The organism is Anaerolineae bacterium (assembly GCA_025062375.1).
Taxonomy (GTDB): Bacteria; Chloroflexota; Anaerolineae; order SpSt-600; family SpSt-600; genus SpSt-600.
Genome location: JANXAG010000003.1, coordinates 1 through 18,997, shown reverse-complemented (window position 1 = coordinate 18,997; position 18,997 = coordinate 1). Strand labels below are relative to the sequence as shown.

The window sequence follows — 18,997 nt, the reverse complement described above, 5'->3', positions numbered from 1 at the left end:
GAGGGTATCCTGGCCGACCGCACCCGTACCCCTCTTGGGCGCCGTCGTCCCTATCTCCTCTTCGGCATACCTTTCGTCTTCCTGTCCTTTTTCCTGCTCTTTTACCCGGTAGCCTTCACTCAAGAGGTCTTCCGTCTGGTTTATGCTCTTTTTTCATATCTATTCTTTTCCACCGTAGTCAGCATCGTAATGTTGAACTACACCGCCCTGCAATCTGAACTGAGCCTGGATTATCATCAGCGAACCCTGTTGGGAGCTTCCCGAATTTCTTTCTCCACCCTTTCCTCCATGCTTTGCGCGGTCCTTCCCCTCCAGATTGTGGGAGCTTTTCCAGATGTGCGCGCCGGCTGGGTCGCCGTGGGGGCAGGCTTTGGCCTCTTCTTCGCTCTCCCCTTTATCGCCACCGTGATTGCTGCTCGGGAGCGTCCTGAGTTTCAGAAGCCGCCCAGACCGTTCCGTTGGCAAGAGGCTTTCTTGGAACCGTTCCAAGTGCGAGCTTTCGTCTATGCCCTCTTTATGTATCTGCTGGCTTTCGTAGCAATGGATGCCGTCAGCAGCATCGTGGTTTATTTCATGAAAAACTACCTTCACCGGCCTGGAGAGACCAGCTTCGTTAACGGAACAGTGCTGGTAACCCAGATCCTTTCCTTACCCTTCTACGTCTGGCTTAGCCGGCGCACCAGCAAGCAGACAGGCTATGTGACGGGGGCATTGGTGTGGATGATGGCTATGACCTTGAGCTTCTTCATCACCCCGGATAGTCCTCGCTTCCTCCCCTACCTCCTGGCAGCTTCCATCGGCCTGGGAACCGGTGGAATCGTTGGAATGATGTATTCCATCTTCCCTGACATCCCGGACGTAGATGAATTGCGCACTGGTCAGCGGCGAGAAGGCATTTATTTTGCTCTGGTTACTTTTGCCCGTAAAGTAAGCTCAGCCTTGGCCCTTTTCCTGGTTGCTCAGGCTATCCAACTGGCTGGATATATCCCACCCCGGATGGAAGTGGTGGAAGGATTAACCCGGCTGGTGGAACAACCCCAATCGCCCACTTTTATCCTCACCCTGCGTCTCCTTTTCGGCCTAACTCCTATATTCTTGCTGACTATTGCTATCCTGTTTGCTCTCCGTTATCCCCTTAACCCTCAAGTGCACGCTCGCCTTCGGGCTGTTCTGGAGAGAAAACGGGCTGGGGAAAGCGTGGACGAAGCAGAAATCCTTCCACTGACCCGCTCTCTCATAGGGTGACCTGCAGGAAAATAGGCCATGGCTAAATGGCGTTTGTCGGAAGACCGATACTTTGACCCAGACCCTGCCCAACGGCGTATTGCCCGTGAGCTTTACGAGCAGGTAGCTTATTTACCCATCGTCAGTCCCCATGGCCACCTTGACCCCCGCCTCTTTGCGGAGGATGCTCCTCTGGGCACTCCCACAGAACTTTTCATCATCTCCGACCACTACGTCTTTCGCATGCTTTACTCTCAGGGCATACCGCTGGAAAGGCTGGGCATACCTCGCATTGATGGAGGGCCAGTGGAAGAGGATCACCGAAAAATCTGGCAGATCTTCGCCGATAACTTTTACCTTTTCCGTGGCACCCCTACAGGCTGCTGGCTGGCATACCAGCTTTATGAGGTGCTCGGTATAGAGGAAAAGCTCACGGGTGAGACGGCGCAGCGCATATACGATCAGATCGCCGAGAAACTTTCCAGTCCGGATTTTCGCCCTCGAAAGCTGTACGAGCGCTTCCGCATTGAAGTGCTGTGCACCACTGACGCTCCCACCGATCCCTTGCATTACCATCAGGCTATCCGGCAATCTGGGTGGAAAGGAAATATCCGCCCTACTTTCCGGCCCGATGATGTGTTCCGGATTCTGGGGCCAGAGTGGAGGAAAAAGATTGAAGCCCTGAGCCAGCTGACTGGTATTGATATCCACTCCTATCGGACTTTCCTCCAAGCTCTGGAAGAACGGCGCACTTTCTTCAAAAGCATGGGAGCCACCGCCGCTGACCACGATGCTCAAACCGCCTATACGGAAGAGCTCTCGCCTGCTGAAGCGGAGGCAATATTCCAGCGAGCCCTTCAGGGCAGGGCCACTGCCGAAGATGCGAGGCGTTTCACAGCCCACATGCTTATGGAAAGCGCTCGCATGAGCATTGAAGATGGCCTGGTCATGCAACTCCACGTGGGTTCAGTGCGGAACCACAATCCTTTCATTTTTGAGCGTTTTGGCCCTGACCGGGGCTGTGATATCCCTCAGGTCAGCGAGTTCACCCACAATTTACGCCCGCTTTTAAACAAATATGGCAATGACCCCCGGCTAACGCTTATCGTCTTTACCCTGGATGAATCTACCTACTCGCGAGAGTTAGCCCCGCTGGCCGGGCATTATCCTGCCCTGAAAATAGGCCCGCCCTGGTGGTTCCACGATAGTTTCCAGGGCATGAAGCGTTACTTCGAGCAGGTAATGGAGACCGCAGGGATATATAACACCGTAGGCTTCAACGATGACGCCCGAAATCTTCTATCTATCCCTGCGCGGCACGATCTCTGGCGGCGATCTTGCGCCAATTGGCTCGCCGGTTTGGTGGTGCGAGGGATCGTGGATCTGGAAGATGCCCACGATATGATGCTGGATCTGAGCTATCGGCTGGCGAAGAAAGCGTATAAACTATAGATGTGAGGAGTGGGATGAAACCCCTGCGTATTGCTATCGTTAATTCCAGCAGTTTCGGGCGATATTTTCCGGAGCATATGGAGCGGCTAATTGAATTGGGGGAGGTTCAGCGCTTTGAGTTTCCCTCCAGGATCGGAGGGCGGGAACTGGCCCGCGCACTGCTTGGTTATACCATCCTCATAGTCAGTGTCACGCCTTACTTTTCCCCGGAGTTTTTTGCTGAGAAAGACGAGACGTGGCTTATCGCTCGCCACGGCCTTGGTGTAGACAACATTCACCTGCCTTCAGCCACCGCTCACGGAGTAATAGTCACCCGGGTCATCCCCTGGATGGAGCGGGATGCGGTGGCAGAATTAACCATCGCCCTGCTGCTTGCCATCCTTCGTCACATTCCTCAGGCTGCTGCGGCGGTTCGGGAAGGACGTTGGGTTGAGCGCGCCACTTTCATTGGATGGGAACTGAAGGCCAAAACTGTTGGCCTGATCGGATTCGGAAACATTGGAAGCCGGGTGGGAGAAATTCTCGTCAGAGGTTTTGGGGCCCGGGTGCTCGCTTACGATCCCAACGTCTCTCCAGAGGTCATGAGGGCAGTCGGGGTTGAGCCTGTGAGTCTGGAAACTTTATTGCAGGAGGCTGATATAATTTCCATTCACGCCGCTCTCACTGAGGAGAACTTTCACTTTCTATCTTATGACGCTTTTGCCCGGATGAAACCGGGCGTGATTCTGGTAAATACTGCGCGGGGAGAGCTCATAGATGAAGCCGCCCTCATTGCAGCTTTAGAATCCGGGCGGGTAGCAGGAGCGGCGCTAGATGTGGTAGAGGGAGAACCCATTGGCTCAGACCATCCCCTCCTCCGGTTCCCCAATGTGCTGATTGTCCCTCACATCGCTGCTTACACCTACGAGACCCTTCGCCGCATGGGTGATAAAGTGGTCTCCGACGTGGAGCGGGTGGTGCGAGGTGAGGTCCCCGAAGAAGTAGTTAACCCGGAAGTCATTCCCCACGCCTTGGCTTTCCAGAAACAGCGGAAACCTGTGTAGAGCATGGCCCAGATCCTGGCGGTAGACATAGGCACCACATACCTCAAAGCCGGGCGGCTGGGATTGGATGGAAAGCTTTACCGGGTGGCCAGCCGTGAACTACCGCTGATCCAGAAAGAAGCTGGTCAGGCCGAGCATGACCCGGACATCCTGTGGGGCCAGTTTGTGGACGCTGTGAAGGAAGTTGTGGGGGAAAAGCCTGGCGCAGTTCGCTGGATGGTGCTCTCAGCCTATCAGCTTAGCCTTCTTCCGGTGGATGCTGCTGGTCGTCCTTTGTCTGGAATCATCACGCTTCTGGATATCCGACCTCAGAAGACTTTTCCGGAATTGCTGGCCCGTATTGACTCGGGAAAGATTTACCAGCGCACCGGATGCCCACCGCTTTTCCATTATCCGCTGGCCAAACTGGAATGGCTGCGGATCCATCGCCCTGAAGTTTTCCACAGGGCGCGCTGGTTTCTGGATGCCAAGGCTTACCTTCTATTTCGGCTTTTAGGTAAACCCTTTACAGAGCCATCGCTGGCTACGGCCACCCAGTTGATGAATGTCCACACGCTACAATGGGACCAGGAAATCCTTGAACTGGTTGGACTGAAAGCAGAATGCTTGCCAGAAGTAGTAGCTCCTGAAGCGCTCCTTGGTCCCCTCAGGCCCGATGTGGCCGAAGCTCTGGGCCTTCCATTTGATGTGGAGGTTATACCGGGGGTATACGATGGAGGGGCAGTTGGTCTGGGTTTGGGAGCTGCTGTGCCAAACATCGGAGCGATGAACTTGGGAACCACTGCTATGCTCCGTATGGTTGCTGATAGCCCGATAATAGATTCCTCTCCGGATATGCGACTGCAAACCTACTATCTGGCAGGAGGGCGCTGGTTTCCCGGCGGAGCTATCAATAATGCGGGGAACGTTTTAAAATGGCTGCGGGAAGAAGTGCTTTACCTGGATTACACCCAGCAGGAAGCTCTGGCGGAGGCCGTGGACAGGCCCACTGGATTGTTGTTCCTTCCATTTCTGACAGGGGAGCGCTTTTCGGGGATAAGCCATTGTGCCTCAGGGGTGATCTTTGGTTTGCGGTCCTACCATAATCGTGGGCACTTGCTGCGGGCAGCCATGGAGGGAGTGGCCTTTGCCCTCCGACTGGTTCTGGAAGCTCTGAGGGATAATGGTTTAAATCCGCTGCGGTTTCGGGCAGGAGGTGGGGGAACTCGTTCGGAACTGTGGATGCGCATTCTGTCCTCAGTGTTTCAAGTGCCAGTGGAGGTGCCGGAGATCCCGGAGCCCGCTCTGCTGGGAAGTTTGGTCCTGGCCCGCAAGGCCCTCGGGTTCGCTCCGGACCTTTCTTCTGTACTTCCTGCGGTTCCCTTTCGCCTTTACGAGCCGGTAGCAGAATGGGTTCGGGATTACGAAGGACAATTCATCCGCTTCCGAGAGCTTCTTGGGGATCTGGAAGCAGCTTTCCGACGTTCTTAAGGAGGTGGCTATGAGCGAATGCGATATCGGTATCATAGGCTTAGCAGCGATGGGGCAGAACCTGGCTCTCAATTTTGCTCGGCGCGGCTTTCGGGTATGTGTCTACAACCGAACTGCCGAGCGCACGCAGGCTTTCTTAATGCAACGTGTCCACAATGAACCAATTTTGGCTGCTTACACCCTGGAGGACTTTGTCCGGAGCCTGGCGCGCCCCAGACGCATCTTGCTTATGGTTCGTGCTGGCCCAGCGGTAGATGAAATGCTTGAAGGCTTGATTCCTCTCCTGGAAAAAGGGGACGTAGTAATGGACGGAGGCAATTCCCACTATATTGACACCGAGCGTCGGATAGAACGTTTGGCGGCTCGCGGGATCCAGTTTCTGGGGGTTGGAATCAGCGGAGGTTTGAAGGGGGCACTGTATGGGCCATCCATCATGCCAGGCGGGTCTTTAGAAGGCTATAAAATGATAGAAGAAATGCTCATCCGCATTGCCGCCACGAGCGATGAAGGGCCATGTTGTGCCTATATGGGCCGGGGCGGAGCTGGCCATTATGTCAAAATGGTGCACAACGCCATTGAGTATGCCATCATGCAAGGCATTGCTGAAAGTTACGATTTCATGAAAAACGCACTGGGGATGTCCCCAGAGGCCATTGCAGAGGTCTTTGAGCGCTGGAATGAAGGAACTCTTAAGTCGTACTTGATGGAATTGGCCGCTCAGGTGCTCAGGTATCGGGACACGGAAACGGGGGAACCGCTGGTGGAGCTCATTTTGGACAAAGCGGAGCAGAAAGGAACAGGCCGCTGGGCAGCTCAGAGCGCTCTGGAGCTCGGAGTCCCGACACTGACTCTGACTGCAGCGGTAATTGCCCGCATCCTTTCCCATTTCAAGGCTGACCGGGAACGGATTGCGGCAAGTTTCCCATGGCCAAAGGATCGCCTGGAAGCACCATTGGAGGGGTTGCTATCGGACCTGGAATCCGCATTGAACCTTACAGTTCTGGTAGCCTTTTCACAAGGGCTATGGTTGCTCCACGAGGCCTCAAAGGTTTACCGGTACGGGACTGATCGGGCGGAAGCGTTACGTATATGGCAGGCGGGCTCCATTGTCCGGGCTCGCTGGTTGCGTTTCCTGCGGGAAGTTCTGCAGAGAAACCCCGAAGATCCCCACCTCCTCTTTGACCCGGGGTTTCAATCCGAATTGCAAAGCCGGCTTTTCCCGGCAATGCGGATCCTGCAGCGCTCTATGGAATGGGGAGTCCCGATGCCGGCTTTAGGAACTGCTGTGGAGTATGTGTTATCCATGCGTCGTGCTAAACTTCCAGCAAACCTGATCCAGGCCCAGCGGGATGCGTTTGGTGCTCACACTTATGAACGTGTGGATAAACCTGGGGTATTCCATACTGAGTGGGAAACAGGAGGTGGAGGGGATGAGCTATCTGGAAGAATTGTTCTCTCTTAAAGGTAAAGTCGCGTTGCTGACAGGCGGCGCGGGTGTGCTGGCCGAAGCCATTGCCAGAGGCCTTGGCCGAGCAGGCGCTCGCCTAGTAATTACGGATATCGTGTCGCCGGAAGAGCGCGTGGCTGAACTTCGCGCAGAAGGTCTAGAAGCCTGGGGCTACTATATGAACGTATTGCACAGGGAAGAAATTGAGGCAGTAGCTGAGCGGGTTCGGCAGGAAATAGGACCAGTGAACATCCTGGTGAACCTTGCGGGTGGAAACATGCCTGAAGCAACAGCTGGACCGGACAGGTCATTCTTTGATATTCCGCTGGAGGCTTTGGAGAAAGTAATAGCTCTCAACCTTTTCGGGGGGGCGATACTTCCATCTCAAGTCTTTGCCCGGCAAATGGTGGAATTGAGTGAAGGCGTTATCCTGAACATCTCTTCCATGGCGGCCTTTCGCCCGCTAACCCGTGTGGTTGGTTATGCTGCTGCTAAGGCAGCCGTAAGCAACTTTACCCAGTGGTTAGCGGTCCATTTAGCCCGGGAGTATTCTCCTAAGATTCGGGTCAATGCTATTGCGCCTGGGTTTTTCTTAACGCGTCAGAATCGCTACCTTTTGTTGGACGAACAGGGGAACCTTACACCGCGTGGGCAAGCCATCCTTGCCCACACTCCTATGGGTCGTTTTGGAAACCCGGAAGACCTGATAGGCACTGTAATCTGGCTTGCTTCCCCGGCCAGCGCTTTCGTGACCGGTGTAGTGGTGCCGGTAGATGGTGGTTTTAATGCTTACGCAGGAGTTTAAAACTTAAATTTCCCCCTTTTGAGGTTTCTGGGGGCACATCCCCCAGGCCCCTTGCCAGGGGGCTTTGCCCCCTGGACCCCCGATTTTTCCCCGCCCTCGTGGGCACAAGGTTTGCCGGGGTTCTGGGTCCCACTCGTGGGCGGGATGCAAGGGTTGGCTGATGGCTCCCTTTTTGAGGTTTCTGGGGGCACATCCCCCAGACCCCCGGGATGGGGGCTTTCGCCCCCCTCCACCCCCAATTTTCCCCACCCTCGTGGGCATAGGGTTTGCCACGGTTTTGGGTCCCACTCGTGGGTGGGGTGCAAAGGGTGGCTGATCGCTCCCTCTTAAAGGGCTTTGGGGATATATCCAAATCTCTAACGTGCGCGAGGAAGAAGGCTTTGTTTGGTGTGATGCGGTGTGCAGTTGCTTTAAGTGGCTTCAGCTTGAGGGGAAAGGGGTGTTCTTTTCCACCAGTTCCCTGAAGGTCTCTTTTATCTGATAGGCATCTCCAGATATGCGCCGGACAGTGCATCCTTTGTTTCTGAGAAGTTCCTCTTCCTGAAGACTTATCCGGTCAGTTCCCCCCACAATTGTGACGTTGACAGCATTGGAGGCTTCTTCCAGGCTGAAGCCCACTACAGGCCCAAAATGTAAAACGTAATCCAGGGCCAGAAGCAGGTCCACCTGCGCTCCCAGACCTGTGCCAAAAAGAAGGTAGTGGTAAATGGATTTGCTTTTTTCTTCCAAAACAAGCCTCAGGGTTATTGTCTCAAAGCCATCCACCTTTATATCAGCCACCCGGAGGTCAGTCCCAGGTATAGCTAAAGAGTAAATACCGGCCGAAAGTCTACTGAAGGCAAAGCGCTCGTCGGGTCCGATGACTTGGGCTCCAACCGCTTCCCCTTTTTTCAAAAGAACAATGGTTTTCCCAACACCGCCTACCACCTCACCCTTTATGGTGCTTCTCCCCTCTTCTTTTACCACTTTTTGAAATACCACCAGAAAAGAATGCTGAAACCTTCTGTTGCCCGGACCTTCATCCGGATGGTCGTTGTGTATGCCGAAGACTCTGTCGCTGGGGAGGCCAAGGGCTTCCACGCTACATAGCTGTCCAGGCCAAAGGGGAAAATTGGCGCCAGGCTCACCCAGAGGTTTATCTACTGTAACAATCTGACTTCCCCCAGGCCAGGAAACCCTGGCTTGAGCTCCATAAATCCTCCCGCCCTTTTCATCCAAGATGTCAATGTATATAAGGCTGCGACCTTGATTTTCCTCAGGAGTTAAGTGGTGGACTTTCACCGCCATCCAGTAGCTCTCACCCGGCTCCACCCTGGCCGGTTCCACGTTGACCCCATAAGCTATAGCATCGTTTTCCCTTTCGGGCATTGCGGACCTCCTCAAAGGCCAAGAGTCCGAGCAATGGCATAGCTATCGCCCGATATACGGCCAACTTCGCACCCGGTTTCCTTCAAGGCTTGCTCTTCCTCAGGCCCGATTAGCCTTTCATCCCCCACAATTATTACTTCCTGAGCCTGAGAGGCTTCTTTGAGGGAGAAAACCACCGGAGTCCCCGTTGCCACAATGTATTGAAGCGATACCAGGAAATTGACCCGGGCCACCCCCTTTAGAGGGAGGGAACCAAAGTAGAGACAACGGCTGAGAGGCTTACGAGGTTTAATGGCCGGGAGGGTGATGTCTACCTGGTAAGGGCTCTGACCATCCACTATGAGGTTGCTTTTGACCACGCCGAATCCCTCGGCTCTGATCTCGTATATTCCAGCCTTTATGTATGAAAACCGGTATGAGCCATCGGCGCTCGTGGTGGTCTCGGCTACCTTTACGCCCTCTTTCAGGAGAGTAAGCTTCAGTTTCCCTACAGCCCTGCCCAGGTCATCCAGCACTTTTCCCCCTATAAAGCTAAAGGGGCCTTCCAGGAATAAATCTGGTAGAGTAAAAATGGAAAGGCCATCCACTTCTGCCTCTGCAAGCTCTTTTTCCCCGATCAGGATATGGTATCTCCCTCGCGGAAGGTTCTCAAAGCGGAAAGCACCCCCGGGGCCTGCTTTTGTTTCCACTTCCCACCCGAATTCTTCCGAGACCAGGCGCAGGGAGGTCCCCTCTTCAAGGCCTGAAACTCTGCCCTGGATGGTGCTCTGGAAAGGCATCAGGAGGAAAAAGACTTCGGAGTCAGTCACTTTCAATCCCGAGGCTATGGTGCCCAGCCCTTCCAATTCCAGGGAATACTCTCCGGGGGACAAACCGTAGAAGGCGAAGCGGCTTTTGCTTTCCAGCTCAGCCACGCGGGAGAATCCTGGTGCTCTCAGGATAACTCTGTGACCTTGCGGAATACCCGAAAGTTCGCCCCTGATAATGGCTCCCTGCGGTTGGCCCACCGGAAGAAGCTGAAAGTTCACCTCGTAGGTTACAGGGGCGCCTGGCTCTCTACCGGGAACGCTGGCAGTATTAAGCCCATCGGCTACCTCGCTTTCCCAATCGCCCTGGACCACCATAAGCTGATATTCTCCGGGGGTGTGGAGGAATTCATAATATCCGGGAGGTTTCCCAACCACCTGCCCCGTGATTCTGATGGGGAAGGGGGTACCAGGAGGCGCCCCGGTCCAGCTCATCATCACTTTTATTCCCGATATCGGAATACCGTTTTCGTCCAGGACCTGGCCGTAGAAGAGACGCCGGTTCATGGTCTCTTCAGGGGGAAGCAGCCTTTTAGTGATAACTTTGTAGCGATATCCAGGAGGCGCCGGCAGGGTTATGTCCAATTTTTCTTCCTTCCACCCATCCAGGGCTACGGAGTAGAGAACCAGAGGGCCTGCTTTGAGTCCGTAAATCCCTTCTCCGAGGTTCTGGAAGGAGTATTCGCCTAAGGCTGAGGAGCGGGTCTTAGCCAGAGGTTTCCCCTCTTTAAGCAGGATAACCTCCACGCCGGGCTGGGGCTTACCCCTTTCATCCATCACTTTGCCCGCAATGGCTCCTCTAATTCCCACTTCAAGGGGTTCCAGGTCCAGAATCTTGTTTTCTCCTTCGGCCAGCTCAACCCCCAGGGCTATAGCTCCAACCTTTTCCACCACTATGTCGTATTCGCCAGGAGGAACGCTAGAAAATCTAAACAGGCCGGTTATATCCGTGTAAGTAAGGCCGATTCTTGCCCCTTTTTGGTAAAGGGCTACAGGAATGGCTACGAGGTTTCTTCCCTCTTTATCCCTCAAAATTCCAGCGATGGCCCCTGTGCCCAGGCCTACTCTCACCAAGCTGGGCATCGCTTTCACCGCATCAACAGCCGGCAGGCGCCCGCTCAGGCCGAAGAGGTCGTTCCACCAGTCAGTATACCAAGCCTGTGTCTCCCAGGTGGGGTCAAAGTGCCCGATTTTGTAGTTGGCTATGAGCCAGTGGCACATGGCGAAGTAGTAAGGGGGGGCCTGTCGCTGCATGAAGTCGTTTATGGCCACCACTATATCCCGGTGGAGAGCCGGAGTTATGCGCGGATAACGTCGGTCATCCCGTGAGCCTACTGATGGTCCTCCTTCGGTGGAGATAATGGGGATTGAATGGCCACAGGCCCGCACGATTAAGGCATTGACTTGCTCAAAAGCCAGGAAGCAGGAAGGGTCCTCCATAACCGTGGCGCCCGGGTTTTTGTCCTTCGCTCGCCATTCGTTAATCCATTCCAGGGGGTTCCTATCCCATACCCATTCCACCGGGCCGTAGCTCAGGTACTCCTCACGGGTTAGAGGCTTGCCTTCCTGATTGACAGGGTCATAAGGGTAGTCAATGGGGTGGTTGAGGGTATAATTGTGGATTGCGGCCCATATCCCTGCCTCAAACAAGTCCGGACGTCTGCGGGCTATTTCGGAGAAAATGTCCGTTTTTTCACCGACGGAAAAGGCCGGTATTGCCGGAAGCCCTCCCAGGCCCAGGATTATATCGGCGTCAATTATGAAGTTCTCAACCACTATTTCCACCCAGTTGGGAGGCATATATCCGCCTTTCCATTCTATCGGTATGTTGGGCTCATTGTTGGTTTCAAGGTAGCGGACACCAATGGACACAAGCTTTTTAACGGTCTCCACTTCTCTTCCGCCGATGTGGCCGGGGTTAGGCTCGTGCCGGTAGAGCCTGACCACAGGCATTATGCCTTCATTTAAGAGGGCTTCGCATAGCTTCAGAGAAGAGCCTGCGCCATCGTCCAGGAGCTTCACCCATTTTATGTTCATCTCTTTGAGTTCATTTATCCAGTAGCGGAGGGCTTCTCCTTCCGGATGGTAGATGCTTGCAGACCAGTGGATACCCCTTCCGTTATCAGCGGGGGGACGGGGGAAATCTTTGAGCTCCATTTTTCCTCCCTGAAGGGTGAGCTCAGGCTACCCCTTTTTCTTCAGCGTACTGGCGGAAAAGCCCGAGCAATTTCTGGTACACATTGTGAGGGAGGGTTTCGGCGCCTTTCTGGCGGATGTGATTTTTTAGAGTTTTAGCTGTCAGGACTGGAGTAAGGGGAGCCCGGAGCTCAAGGCGAGCGGCGGGGCTGGTAAAGAGGATCACCTCTTTTATTTCCACCTGTGCATCTTCGGGTAGTCTTTGGGCGATGAACTGGCGAAGTCGCTCTGCTTCCCAAGCGACCTCAGCTGTAGGGTTGCCGAGGCCTTCTTCGTAGAAGATGCGCAGAAGGTATGACCAGCGGAACTTGCGGCGCCAGCGGTTCCCTTCGCACAGTATTTCCCCATCGTGGGATTTGGCTTTTATCACGAAGAGGCCTGTGGGTCCCAGCACCACATGTTCGGCGGGAAGAACATAGCTGAAGAGCCAGAAACGGTCGTCCAGGCCTTTAAGGGCGCGGGCGATCACTTCATCGTTGCGGGGGCGCCTGACCCAACGGTTCAGGTTATATGTGCCTATGTTGGAGGCCAGCAGCCCCAGTATGAGGCACAGGAAAGAGACGTAGATGTAGCGAGGGAAAAAGCTGAAACCAAACCCTACCAGGAGGATAACCAATCCGGCAAGGCTGGCGATTTTCCCAAGGCGTCCTCTTGAAGCTATGAGTTTTTCGTTAACCACCACTTTCATAGGCTTTTCCCCCAGGGTTTACTTCAGTATAGCCGAAAAGGTTGAAGAAGTCAAAGCTTCTTTGAGATCTTCTTGAAACCCGGAGAGTTTGAAGGAGTCCTATCCTTACGGAAAAAGTTACGGCCGGTCAGTATTTCATCTCTGGCTCCGCTGGGTGCGAGTCTGGTTGGACGCCCGAGGCCAAATGATCCAGCCGCTTTTATCGCTCGCAATGCGCGCTGTGACTGTGAAGAAACGGGGCATAGCCGCTAATTTTTCAGCTAACGCTCCCTGATGGCATCCAGAAGGCTCTGGAGGACCCGGCCTAATGCCTCAATTTCAGCTCCATAAGTCGCCCAATCGCCCTGGCGAATTGCCTCCTGGGCCCGTTGGTAGTGGGCGTATGCCTGCTGGATAAGGGTTGAGATGTCCTTGTCTGCGGGAACGGCTGGGCCTGGAGGGCCATAGACAGGCGCCGTGCCGATAGCCTGGGCCAGGGCCTGTTCCAGCGTCGGGGCCATTGCCACGCGCTGTTCAGTGGCTACGATCACTTGCTTAAGTTCGGGGATATGGCTCTGCTCCGCCAGGAGATAGAGCGGCTCTACATAGAGAAAAGCTTCCCCAATCGGGATCACCAGCAGGTTTCCCCGAATAACCTGGCTACCACGTTGACCCCAAAGGGTAAGCTGAGCTGAGATTACGGGGTCCTGATCTATACGGGCTTCAATCTGCTGGGGGCCGAAGATCAGCCGCTCCTTGGTCATCTGATACAGCACCACTCCTCCATACTTTTGAGGATCGGAGCGCGCGGCCATCCAGGCGATCATGTTCTGCCGGCCGGAGGGTGTGAAGGGGAGGATCAGAACGAACTCCACTGGTCCGCCGGGATCAACCCGCGTTTGGACGTAATAGGGCTCCATGTCCTGGGGCTTCTCAGCAAAGAGCTCCAGGGGAATTGCCCATACGTCTTCTTTGTTGTAGAACGTCCGGGGATCCTGCACGTGATAGGTCCGGAGGATCTCCGCCTGGATCCGGAAGAGGCCTTCTGGATAGCGGAGATGGGCCCGAAGTTCTTCTGGCATTTCTGTGAAATCCCGCCAAAGTGCAGGGAACACCCGCCGCCATGCCCGAATGATGGGCTCTTCCTCAACTACGTAGAAAGTCACTGTCCCATCGTAGGCATCTATCACTGCCTTCACGCTGTTCCGGATGTAGTTGAGGCCGTAGTAAGGCTGGCTGTAGGGGTAGCGATCGGTCCATGTATAAGCGTCGGCCACCCATACGATGCGTCCGTCCAAGATCACGGCGTAAGGATCCGCATCAAACCTAAGGAAGGGTGCCAGCATACGCAATCGGGTGCGGATATCCCGCCAGAACAGGATGCGGCTTTCGGGGGTGAGGGCCCCGCTCAAAAACAGATTAGGGTCGCCGAAATAGAGGGCAAAAAGGGTTCGCCGGAGAAAACCTCCCAGTTTAACTCCTGTGCGCCCTTGGTAAATGGTGGTGACGTTCTCCTCACCCCGTGGGTAGTCAAATTCAGGGACTCGGGTGTTCACCAGAACGAAATCAAAGGTGCGCTCTCCGAAATATATCTGCGGTTGGGTTAGGGGGATGGCTCCCACAGGTGGGATGTCCTTGAGCAGGAACTGGGGAAGGCCCTCCGGTGTGAAAGCGTTTACTGGGACCATTACAGCGCCGTAGCCGTGAGTAAAAACCAGATGTCGGTTGACCCAGGTGCGAGCTGGTGCAGGCAGTGCCTCAATGTCCAGCTCGCGGACGCTCAGCATTACCTGTCGGTAGACGCCATCAATGCGGTAGCGATCTACATCCACATCAACAAAGACGTAATAAGGGCGGATGCTTTGGATCTGCTGGAGGGTCTGGAGCAGCGGGCGGTAATCCCAGAGGCGGATTCCATCCAGGATTTCCTTGTTCGTTTTAATTTCCTCCGGGGTGGGGGCTTCTCGCGGGGCAAACTCCCGTTCCTCAAAGCGATCTAGACCATAAGCGCGCCGTGTGAAAGCGATGCTGTGGGCCAGGTATGGGCTTTCTCGCTCCAACTCGTTGGGGCGCACCACCAGAGTCTGGATCAGGCTCGGATAGACTTTAAGGCCGAGGAAGGCCAGGATGAGCCATCCTCCGAAGCCGAAGACGAACAGGGACGGCTGTCGGAGCCAAAGGTTAAGCATAAGCACAATCGCCAGAAAGACCATCAGGGCCGTAAGCAGGTTCAGTGCTGGCAACCGGGCATGGATCTCCGTATATCCGGCTCCGAAAGCGATGGGCCGCTCCACATAGAGCAGGTGATAGGCATCAAAACGATAGCCAATGGCCATCAGCAGGAAGAAGAAAGCGGCCAGGACCGAGAGATGGGCCCAGCGCCATCTCCGGGAGACCGGGAGAATTAAAGGGAAGAGGGCAGATAGAGGGGCCAATCCCCATTGAGCGAGCCTCTGGAAGAAAATCCACAGCGGCCATTGGAACACGTACCAGCTGACATCCTGGCCGAAGATGGGATCGGCTACACCGAACTTTTCGGCATTTAAAGCCAGCAGGATGCTTTCCCATCGCCTCTGGAGGGCGAGGCCGAAGAAAAATCCCATTGCCACAGCGAGGTTCAGCCACAGCCGAGGAGAACGGCCTGCTGCTCGTGCGGCCAGAAATGCATTCAAACCGAGGAACAGGGCGGCAATAGTCCAGCCCACCAGAAACAACAGCGCCCTGGTTTGCCACTGGGTCCAGAAGACCGACTCATAGCCCAGATCGCGGAACCATTCCCAGGTTATCCAGAAATTCAGCAAACGCCCGGGAAAGAACAGCAACGCTATCCACAGGCTGAATAAAACCAGCGCCCATTGGAGCCATCTTTCCCACGGAAGCGACCGCGGACTTGTCCCCAGTATTAGTTCAAATTCGTCTTTTTTTCGCCCGGACATCTCAATCTCCCATTAAATTTAGATTCCGGCGTTAAACGCCTTTCTATTAAACCCTTACGGCGCGGCTTTGTAGCAGGAAAGGGCTTCACGTTCCTGAAAATACCGCGGGCCTTTCCGGAGGGCGCTCACTCTTTACCTTCTGTGGGTGACGATGGATTCCAGAACGAGTGAGGGAGCAGGAAGTTCATTCCAAAAAGATGGTCTCGGTTTTGTCGTCGTAGGTGATGATCTCGGCGTACCGGCCCCAGTTGATGATGGTGTCCAATTGTTTCTCGGCTTCATGAGGGGGAAATTCCAACTCCAGGGCTAAAAGGACTACTTCTCGTTTGAGCCGGCGACCTTCTGCAGCGCTCAACATAGATATCAACCAGCGGAATATCGGGAGTCGCCGGATACGGGTAGCGAAAATCTCCTTGCGAGCCAGAATGCTTCCCTCCGCGAAAGTCTCCCCAAGGGGGGTGAGAGCAATATCGCCACCGCCGACGGTGGCAAAACCCAGCAGCTCCGCTGCCTCCGTTAGATAGAACAGGTGATCTGAATCCAGATGTAATTCCTTAGCCAGGCGGTAGATATCGTGCCCGTGGGCAGCCGTTTCAGCTATATGCTCCAGGAAACCTGCCAGGTCGCTTATAGTGATATGAGGCAGAGCCCGGATGCGACCTGGCTCGCCCGGTGCTGCCCCCAGTTCCACGTGCTCCGGTTGGGTCTGGCCTGCCAGTAAACCGTAGACTTTGTCCACCAGTTCCAGGAATTCTGGCGACCGCCGTTGCCTGGGGTGGGGTAAATTTACCGCTATCTCTGCCACTACTCGTCCAGGGCCTTTATCCATAACTACGATACGGTCGGCCATAAAGACCGCTTCTTCAATGTTGTGGGTTACCATCAGGATAGCACGGGTGGGGATTTTCCCTTCCGCCCAGAGTTCCAGAAGTTCTCCCCGCAGCGCTTCTGCGCTTGGCACATCCAGAGCGGAAAAGGGCTCGTCCAGGCACAGAAGTTCTGGTTCTACGGCCATTGCTCGGGCGAAGCCCACTTTCTGACGCATCCCGCCGGAAAGTTCACGCGGGTAGGCAAGTTCAAACCCATCCAGTCCGACCCGGTCCAGTAGGTCCAGGGCTTTGGCAGTGCGCAGTTTCGGGGGAACACCCCGCGCCTTTAATGCTACCTCTACGTTCTCCAGAACTGTCAGCCAGGGGAAGAGTGCGAAAGTCTGGAAGACGATGGTGGCATGGGGGTTGACGCCCTTAAGTGGCTGACCACGATAGAGCACGACTCCTTCCGTCGGCCGCTGGAGGCCAGTGACGATGCGCAGTAAAGTGCTCTTTCCGCAGCCCGATGGCCCCAGCAGGCAGAGGAATTCCCCCTCACTGAGGGTTAAATTTATGTCCTGCAGGGCGACGAACTGACGGGAGCCGCTGTGGTAGATCTGGCTTACGTGACGGACTTCCAGCAGGTAGTCGCTGGCAGACATGGGTTCACTCCATACGATATTTTTCTTCGGCCAGGTGGTAGAGCCGGCGCCAAAGGAGACGATTGATGAGGATGACGGTCAGGATCATTGTCAGGGTGGCGGCCAGAAGCAGATGGTAATCGCCGGTAGCGGTGGCGCGGGCTATGAGGGCGCCAATACCGATAGTGGAGAGCGTCCGACCACCGAACTCTACGTACTCGGCAACGATGCTGGCGTTCCAGGCCCCGCCGCTGGCTGTAATGGCTCCGGTGATGATGTAGGGAAACAGGCTCGGTAGAATCAGCGTTCGCCAACGCTCCCATCGGCTCAGGCCAATGAGAGCGGAAGTATACTTTAGGTCCTGCGGGATGGCTGAGGCGCCAGCGATGACGTTGAAGAGCAAATACCACTGGGTGCCCGTAAGCATCAGCATGATAGCCGCAATGTTCAGCCCGCCTGGCAGGCCGACGATGAAAAGCAGGAAAACCGGGAAGAGGGCTGTCGCCGGGATGGAGGCTACTATCTGAATGAGGGGCTGGAGGACGGCTGCGGCGCGCCGGTTGGTGCCTATAATTACCCCGACCGGGATCGTCCAGGCCAGGGCGATGAGCAGGGAAGCGGATACCCGCAGCAGGGTCATCAGGACACCCAGCCCGATTTCCCCCCACTGGCCTGCGGGCAGTGTAAATAGCATCAGGGCAGCGCGAGAAATGCCGTAGACCAGTCCTAACACTATCAGCAGGCCCATCAGGTAGAGGAGCCAGGGCTGGCTTTTATGGTCGGACTTAGGTTCTGCGATGGTGGCGCGGCGGATTAACCAGGCATCTACTTGCTCGTTCAGCGGTCGCCAGATCCTCTGCAAAAACTGTTCCAGCAGGCGAGAGTTTCGCAGAAAATTGTAGAACCAGGAAGTGGGTGGGTTTTCCCCTTCCACCATCTCCAGTTTGAAACGGTCGGCCCAAGCCAAAAGAGGGCGCCAGACCAGCTGGTCCAGTGCGACGATGACCAGGACCAGTGTTCCGATACCCCAGAGGATGGCCTGGACATTGCCCTGATGGGCTGCTTCTTGGAGGTAGGCCCCCAGGCCTGGGAGGCGGAAATCCCGTTCCCCCACGGTGAAGATCTCCGCCGCCATCAGGAAGAACCAGCCCCCGGCCCAGCTCATCATGCTGTTCCAGATGAGGCTGATAGCCGCAAATGGAAGTTCCAGCACTTTGAAGCGAAGCCAGCCGCTGAAGCGGAAAATAGCGCTGGCCTCCCGCAGTTCTTCAGGTATGGTCGTCAGAGACTGATACCAAGCGAAGGTCATGTTCCAGACCTGGCTGGTGAAAATAAGGACGATGGAGGCCAGTTCGGTAGCTATTCGCTCCGGCAGGATGGCGCTCAGACTCAGGAGGACTACTGGCAGGAAGGAGAGGATGGGCACACTCTGGAGGATATCCAGCAGCGGCATCATCACCTGCTCCGCGCGGCGGTGGTGGGCAGCGATGTGGCCGTAAACAAGGGTGAAAAGCAAGGAAAGGGCATAGGCTGCCGTCATGCGGCTTATGGAGAGGAATGTATAGTAAGGCAGGGCATGCGGGGAGAGAGAAATAGCAGGTCCCTCCACTATTTTGGGAGCGTGCAGCGCCAACCGCACGCCCACATAGAGGAGAACAGCGATGACAATCAGGATAATGACATCGCTTGCGGAGAACCGGCCGAAGGGCTGACCTTTGTAGAAAATAAAGACATGACGCCGGCTTAGAGTCCTCGCCATAAGGCCCTTTGCCCCGGTCAGGAAAACTTTCTCATAAATAACCCCGTTTCCTCATGCCCTATTTTCAGGCAGGAGGATTATACTGCTGGCCCGACAAATCGGCAAATAGCGAAGCCTTTCCCGCTCCAGAGGAACCGGAAGCATTTCCCGGAGGCAAAGGCCAATTCAAAAGCTGCGCCGGAATTATCCTGCGAACAGGGAAAACTCCGGGGTTTTGATGCCCACAATGAACTCTATCGCCCTATTGTTTCCTCTTGAGAACGAGTGGCAAATATACGTGATGGAGTTGAAATGGCGTTGCTGTCGGCCAGTAGGGGTTGTAACCCCCTTCGGCGAAGAGGAACCACGCTGTGAACCTTCAACATTTTCTAAAT

General features: G+C 55.1%; 12 protein-coding genes. 6 read left to right on the top strand and 6 right to left on the bottom strand.

Annotated elements, in window-relative coordinates; genetic code table 11:
* The 6 genes from NZ653_01500 to NZ653_01475 form a co-directional block, all read left to right on the top strand.
* The coding region (locus NZ653_01500) for an MFS transporter (GenBank protein ID MCS7285804.1) at positions 1–1,245 on the top strand (1,245 nt) is incomplete at its 5' end.
* Positions 1,246–1,263: 18 nt separating this feature from the next.
* Positions 1,264–2,676 carry a glucuronate isomerase gene (gene uxaC, locus NZ653_01495; GenBank protein MCS7285803.1) on the top strand — a complete coding sequence of 471 codons (1,413 nt, stop codon included), beginning with the start codon at positions 1,264–1,266 and terminating at the stop codon, positions 2,674–2,676.
* Between the two features lie 14 nt (positions 2,677–2,690).
* Complete coding sequence (locus NZ653_01490) at positions 2,691–3,719, top strand: D-isomer specific 2-hydroxyacid dehydrogenase family protein (GenBank protein MCS7285802.1); 1,029 nt, start codon at positions 2,691–2,693, stop codon at positions 3,717–3,719.
* Between the two features lie 3 nt (positions 3,720–3,722).
* The gene (locus NZ653_01485) at positions 3,723–5,189 is read left to right on the top strand and encodes a gluconokinase (protein MCS7285801.1); all 1,467 of its coding nucleotides are present in this window, start codon (positions 3,723–3,725) and stop codon (positions 5,187–5,189) included.
* A 10-nt stretch (positions 5,190–5,199) separates the two neighbouring features.
* A complete protein-coding gene (gene gndA / locus NZ653_01480; GenBank protein MCS7285800.1) occupies positions 5,200–6,651 on the top strand; it encodes an NADP-dependent phosphogluconate dehydrogenase in 1,452 nt (483 codons plus the stop codon).
* On the top strand, positions 6,620–7,441 hold the full coding sequence (locus NZ653_01475) for an SDR family oxidoreductase (GenBank protein MCS7285799.1): 822 nt from the start codon (positions 6,620–6,622) through the stop codon (positions 7,439–7,441). Before gndA ends, NZ653_01475 begins: the two co-directional genes overlap by 32 nt.
* Positions 7,442–7,861: 420 nt before the next feature.
* On the opposite strand, the gene NZ653_01470 is transcribed toward NZ653_01475, so the two are convergent.
* From NZ653_01470 to NZ653_01445, 6 genes are all read right to left on the bottom strand, one after another.
* Positions 7,862–8,809 (bottom strand): hypothetical protein, encoded by a 948-nt coding sequence (locus NZ653_01470; protein MCS7285798.1) that lies wholly within the window; start codon positions 8,807–8,809, stop codon positions 7,862–7,864.
* 11 nt (positions 8,810–8,820) lie between these two features.
* A complete protein-coding gene (locus NZ653_01465; protein ID MCS7285797.1) occupies positions 8,821–11,772 on the bottom strand; it encodes a carboxypeptidase-like regulatory domain-containing protein in 2,952 nt (983 codons plus the stop codon).
* A gap of 22 nt (positions 11,773–11,794) precedes the next feature.
* The gene (locus NZ653_01460; protein ID MCS7285796.1) at positions 11,795–12,499 is read right to left on the bottom strand and encodes an NERD domain-containing protein; all 705 of its coding nucleotides are present in this window, start codon (positions 12,497–12,499) and stop codon (positions 11,795–11,797) included.
* Between the two features lie 260 nt (positions 12,500–12,759).
* Positions 12,760–15,414, bottom strand: a complete 2,655-nt coding sequence (locus tag NZ653_01455) for a UPF0182 family protein (GenBank protein MCS7285795.1) — start codon at positions 15,412–15,414, stop codon at positions 12,760–12,762.
* A gap of 184 nt (positions 15,415–15,598) precedes the next feature.
* On the bottom strand, positions 15,599–16,885 hold the full coding sequence (locus NZ653_01450) for a nitrate/sulfonate/bicarbonate ABC transporter ATP-binding protein (protein ID MCS7285794.1): 1,287 nt from the start codon (positions 16,883–16,885) through the stop codon (positions 15,599–15,601).
* A gap of 4 nt (positions 16,886–16,889) precedes the next feature.
* The gene (locus NZ653_01445) at positions 16,890–18,623 is read right to left on the bottom strand and encodes an ABC transporter permease subunit (GenBank protein ID MCS7285793.1); all 1,734 of its coding nucleotides are present in this window, start codon (positions 18,621–18,623) and stop codon (positions 16,890–16,892) included.
* Positions 18,624–18,997: the final 374 nt, after the last annotated feature.

Bases quoted from the DNA above. Each gene is read 5' to 3' on its own strand.
- uxaC (MCS7285803.1), top strand. From the start codon at position 1,264: ATGGCTAAATGGCGTTTGTCGGAAGACCGATACTTTGACCCAGACCCT.
- NZ653_01490 (MCS7285802.1), top strand. From the start codon at position 2,691: ATGAAACCCCTGCGTATTGCTATCGTTAATTCCAGCAGTTTCGGGCGA.
- NZ653_01485 (MCS7285801.1), top strand. From the start codon at position 3,723: ATGGCCCAGATCCTGGCGGTAGACATAGGCACCACATACCTCAAAGCC.
- gndA (MCS7285800.1), top strand. From the start codon at position 5,200: ATGAGCGAATGCGATATCGGTATCATAGGCTTAGCAGCGATGGGGCAG.
- NZ653_01475 (MCS7285799.1), top strand. From the start codon at position 6,620: ATGAGCTATCTGGAAGAATTGTTCTCTCTTAAAGGTAAAGTCGCGTTG.
- NZ653_01470 (MCS7285798.1), bottom strand. From the start codon at position 8,809: ATGCCCGAAAGGGAAAACGATGCTATAGCTTATGGGGTCAACGTGGAA.
- NZ653_01465 (MCS7285797.1), bottom strand. From the start codon at position 11,772: ATGGAGCTCAAAGATTTCCCCCGTCCCCCCGCTGATAACGGAAGGGGT.
- NZ653_01460 (MCS7285796.1), bottom strand. From the start codon at position 12,499: ATGAAAGTGGTGGTTAACGAAAAACTCATAGCTTCAAGAGGACGCCTT.
- NZ653_01455 (MCS7285795.1), bottom strand. From the start codon at position 15,414: ATGTCCGGGCGAAAAAAAGACGAATTTGAACTAATACTGGGGACAAGT.
- NZ653_01450 (MCS7285794.1), bottom strand. From the start codon at position 16,885: ATGTCTGCCAGCGACTACCTGCTGGAAGTCCGTCACGTAAGCCAGATC.
- NZ653_01445 (MCS7285793.1), bottom strand. From the start codon at position 18,623: ATGGCGAGGACTCTAAGCCGGCGTCATGTCTTTATTTTCTACAAAGGT.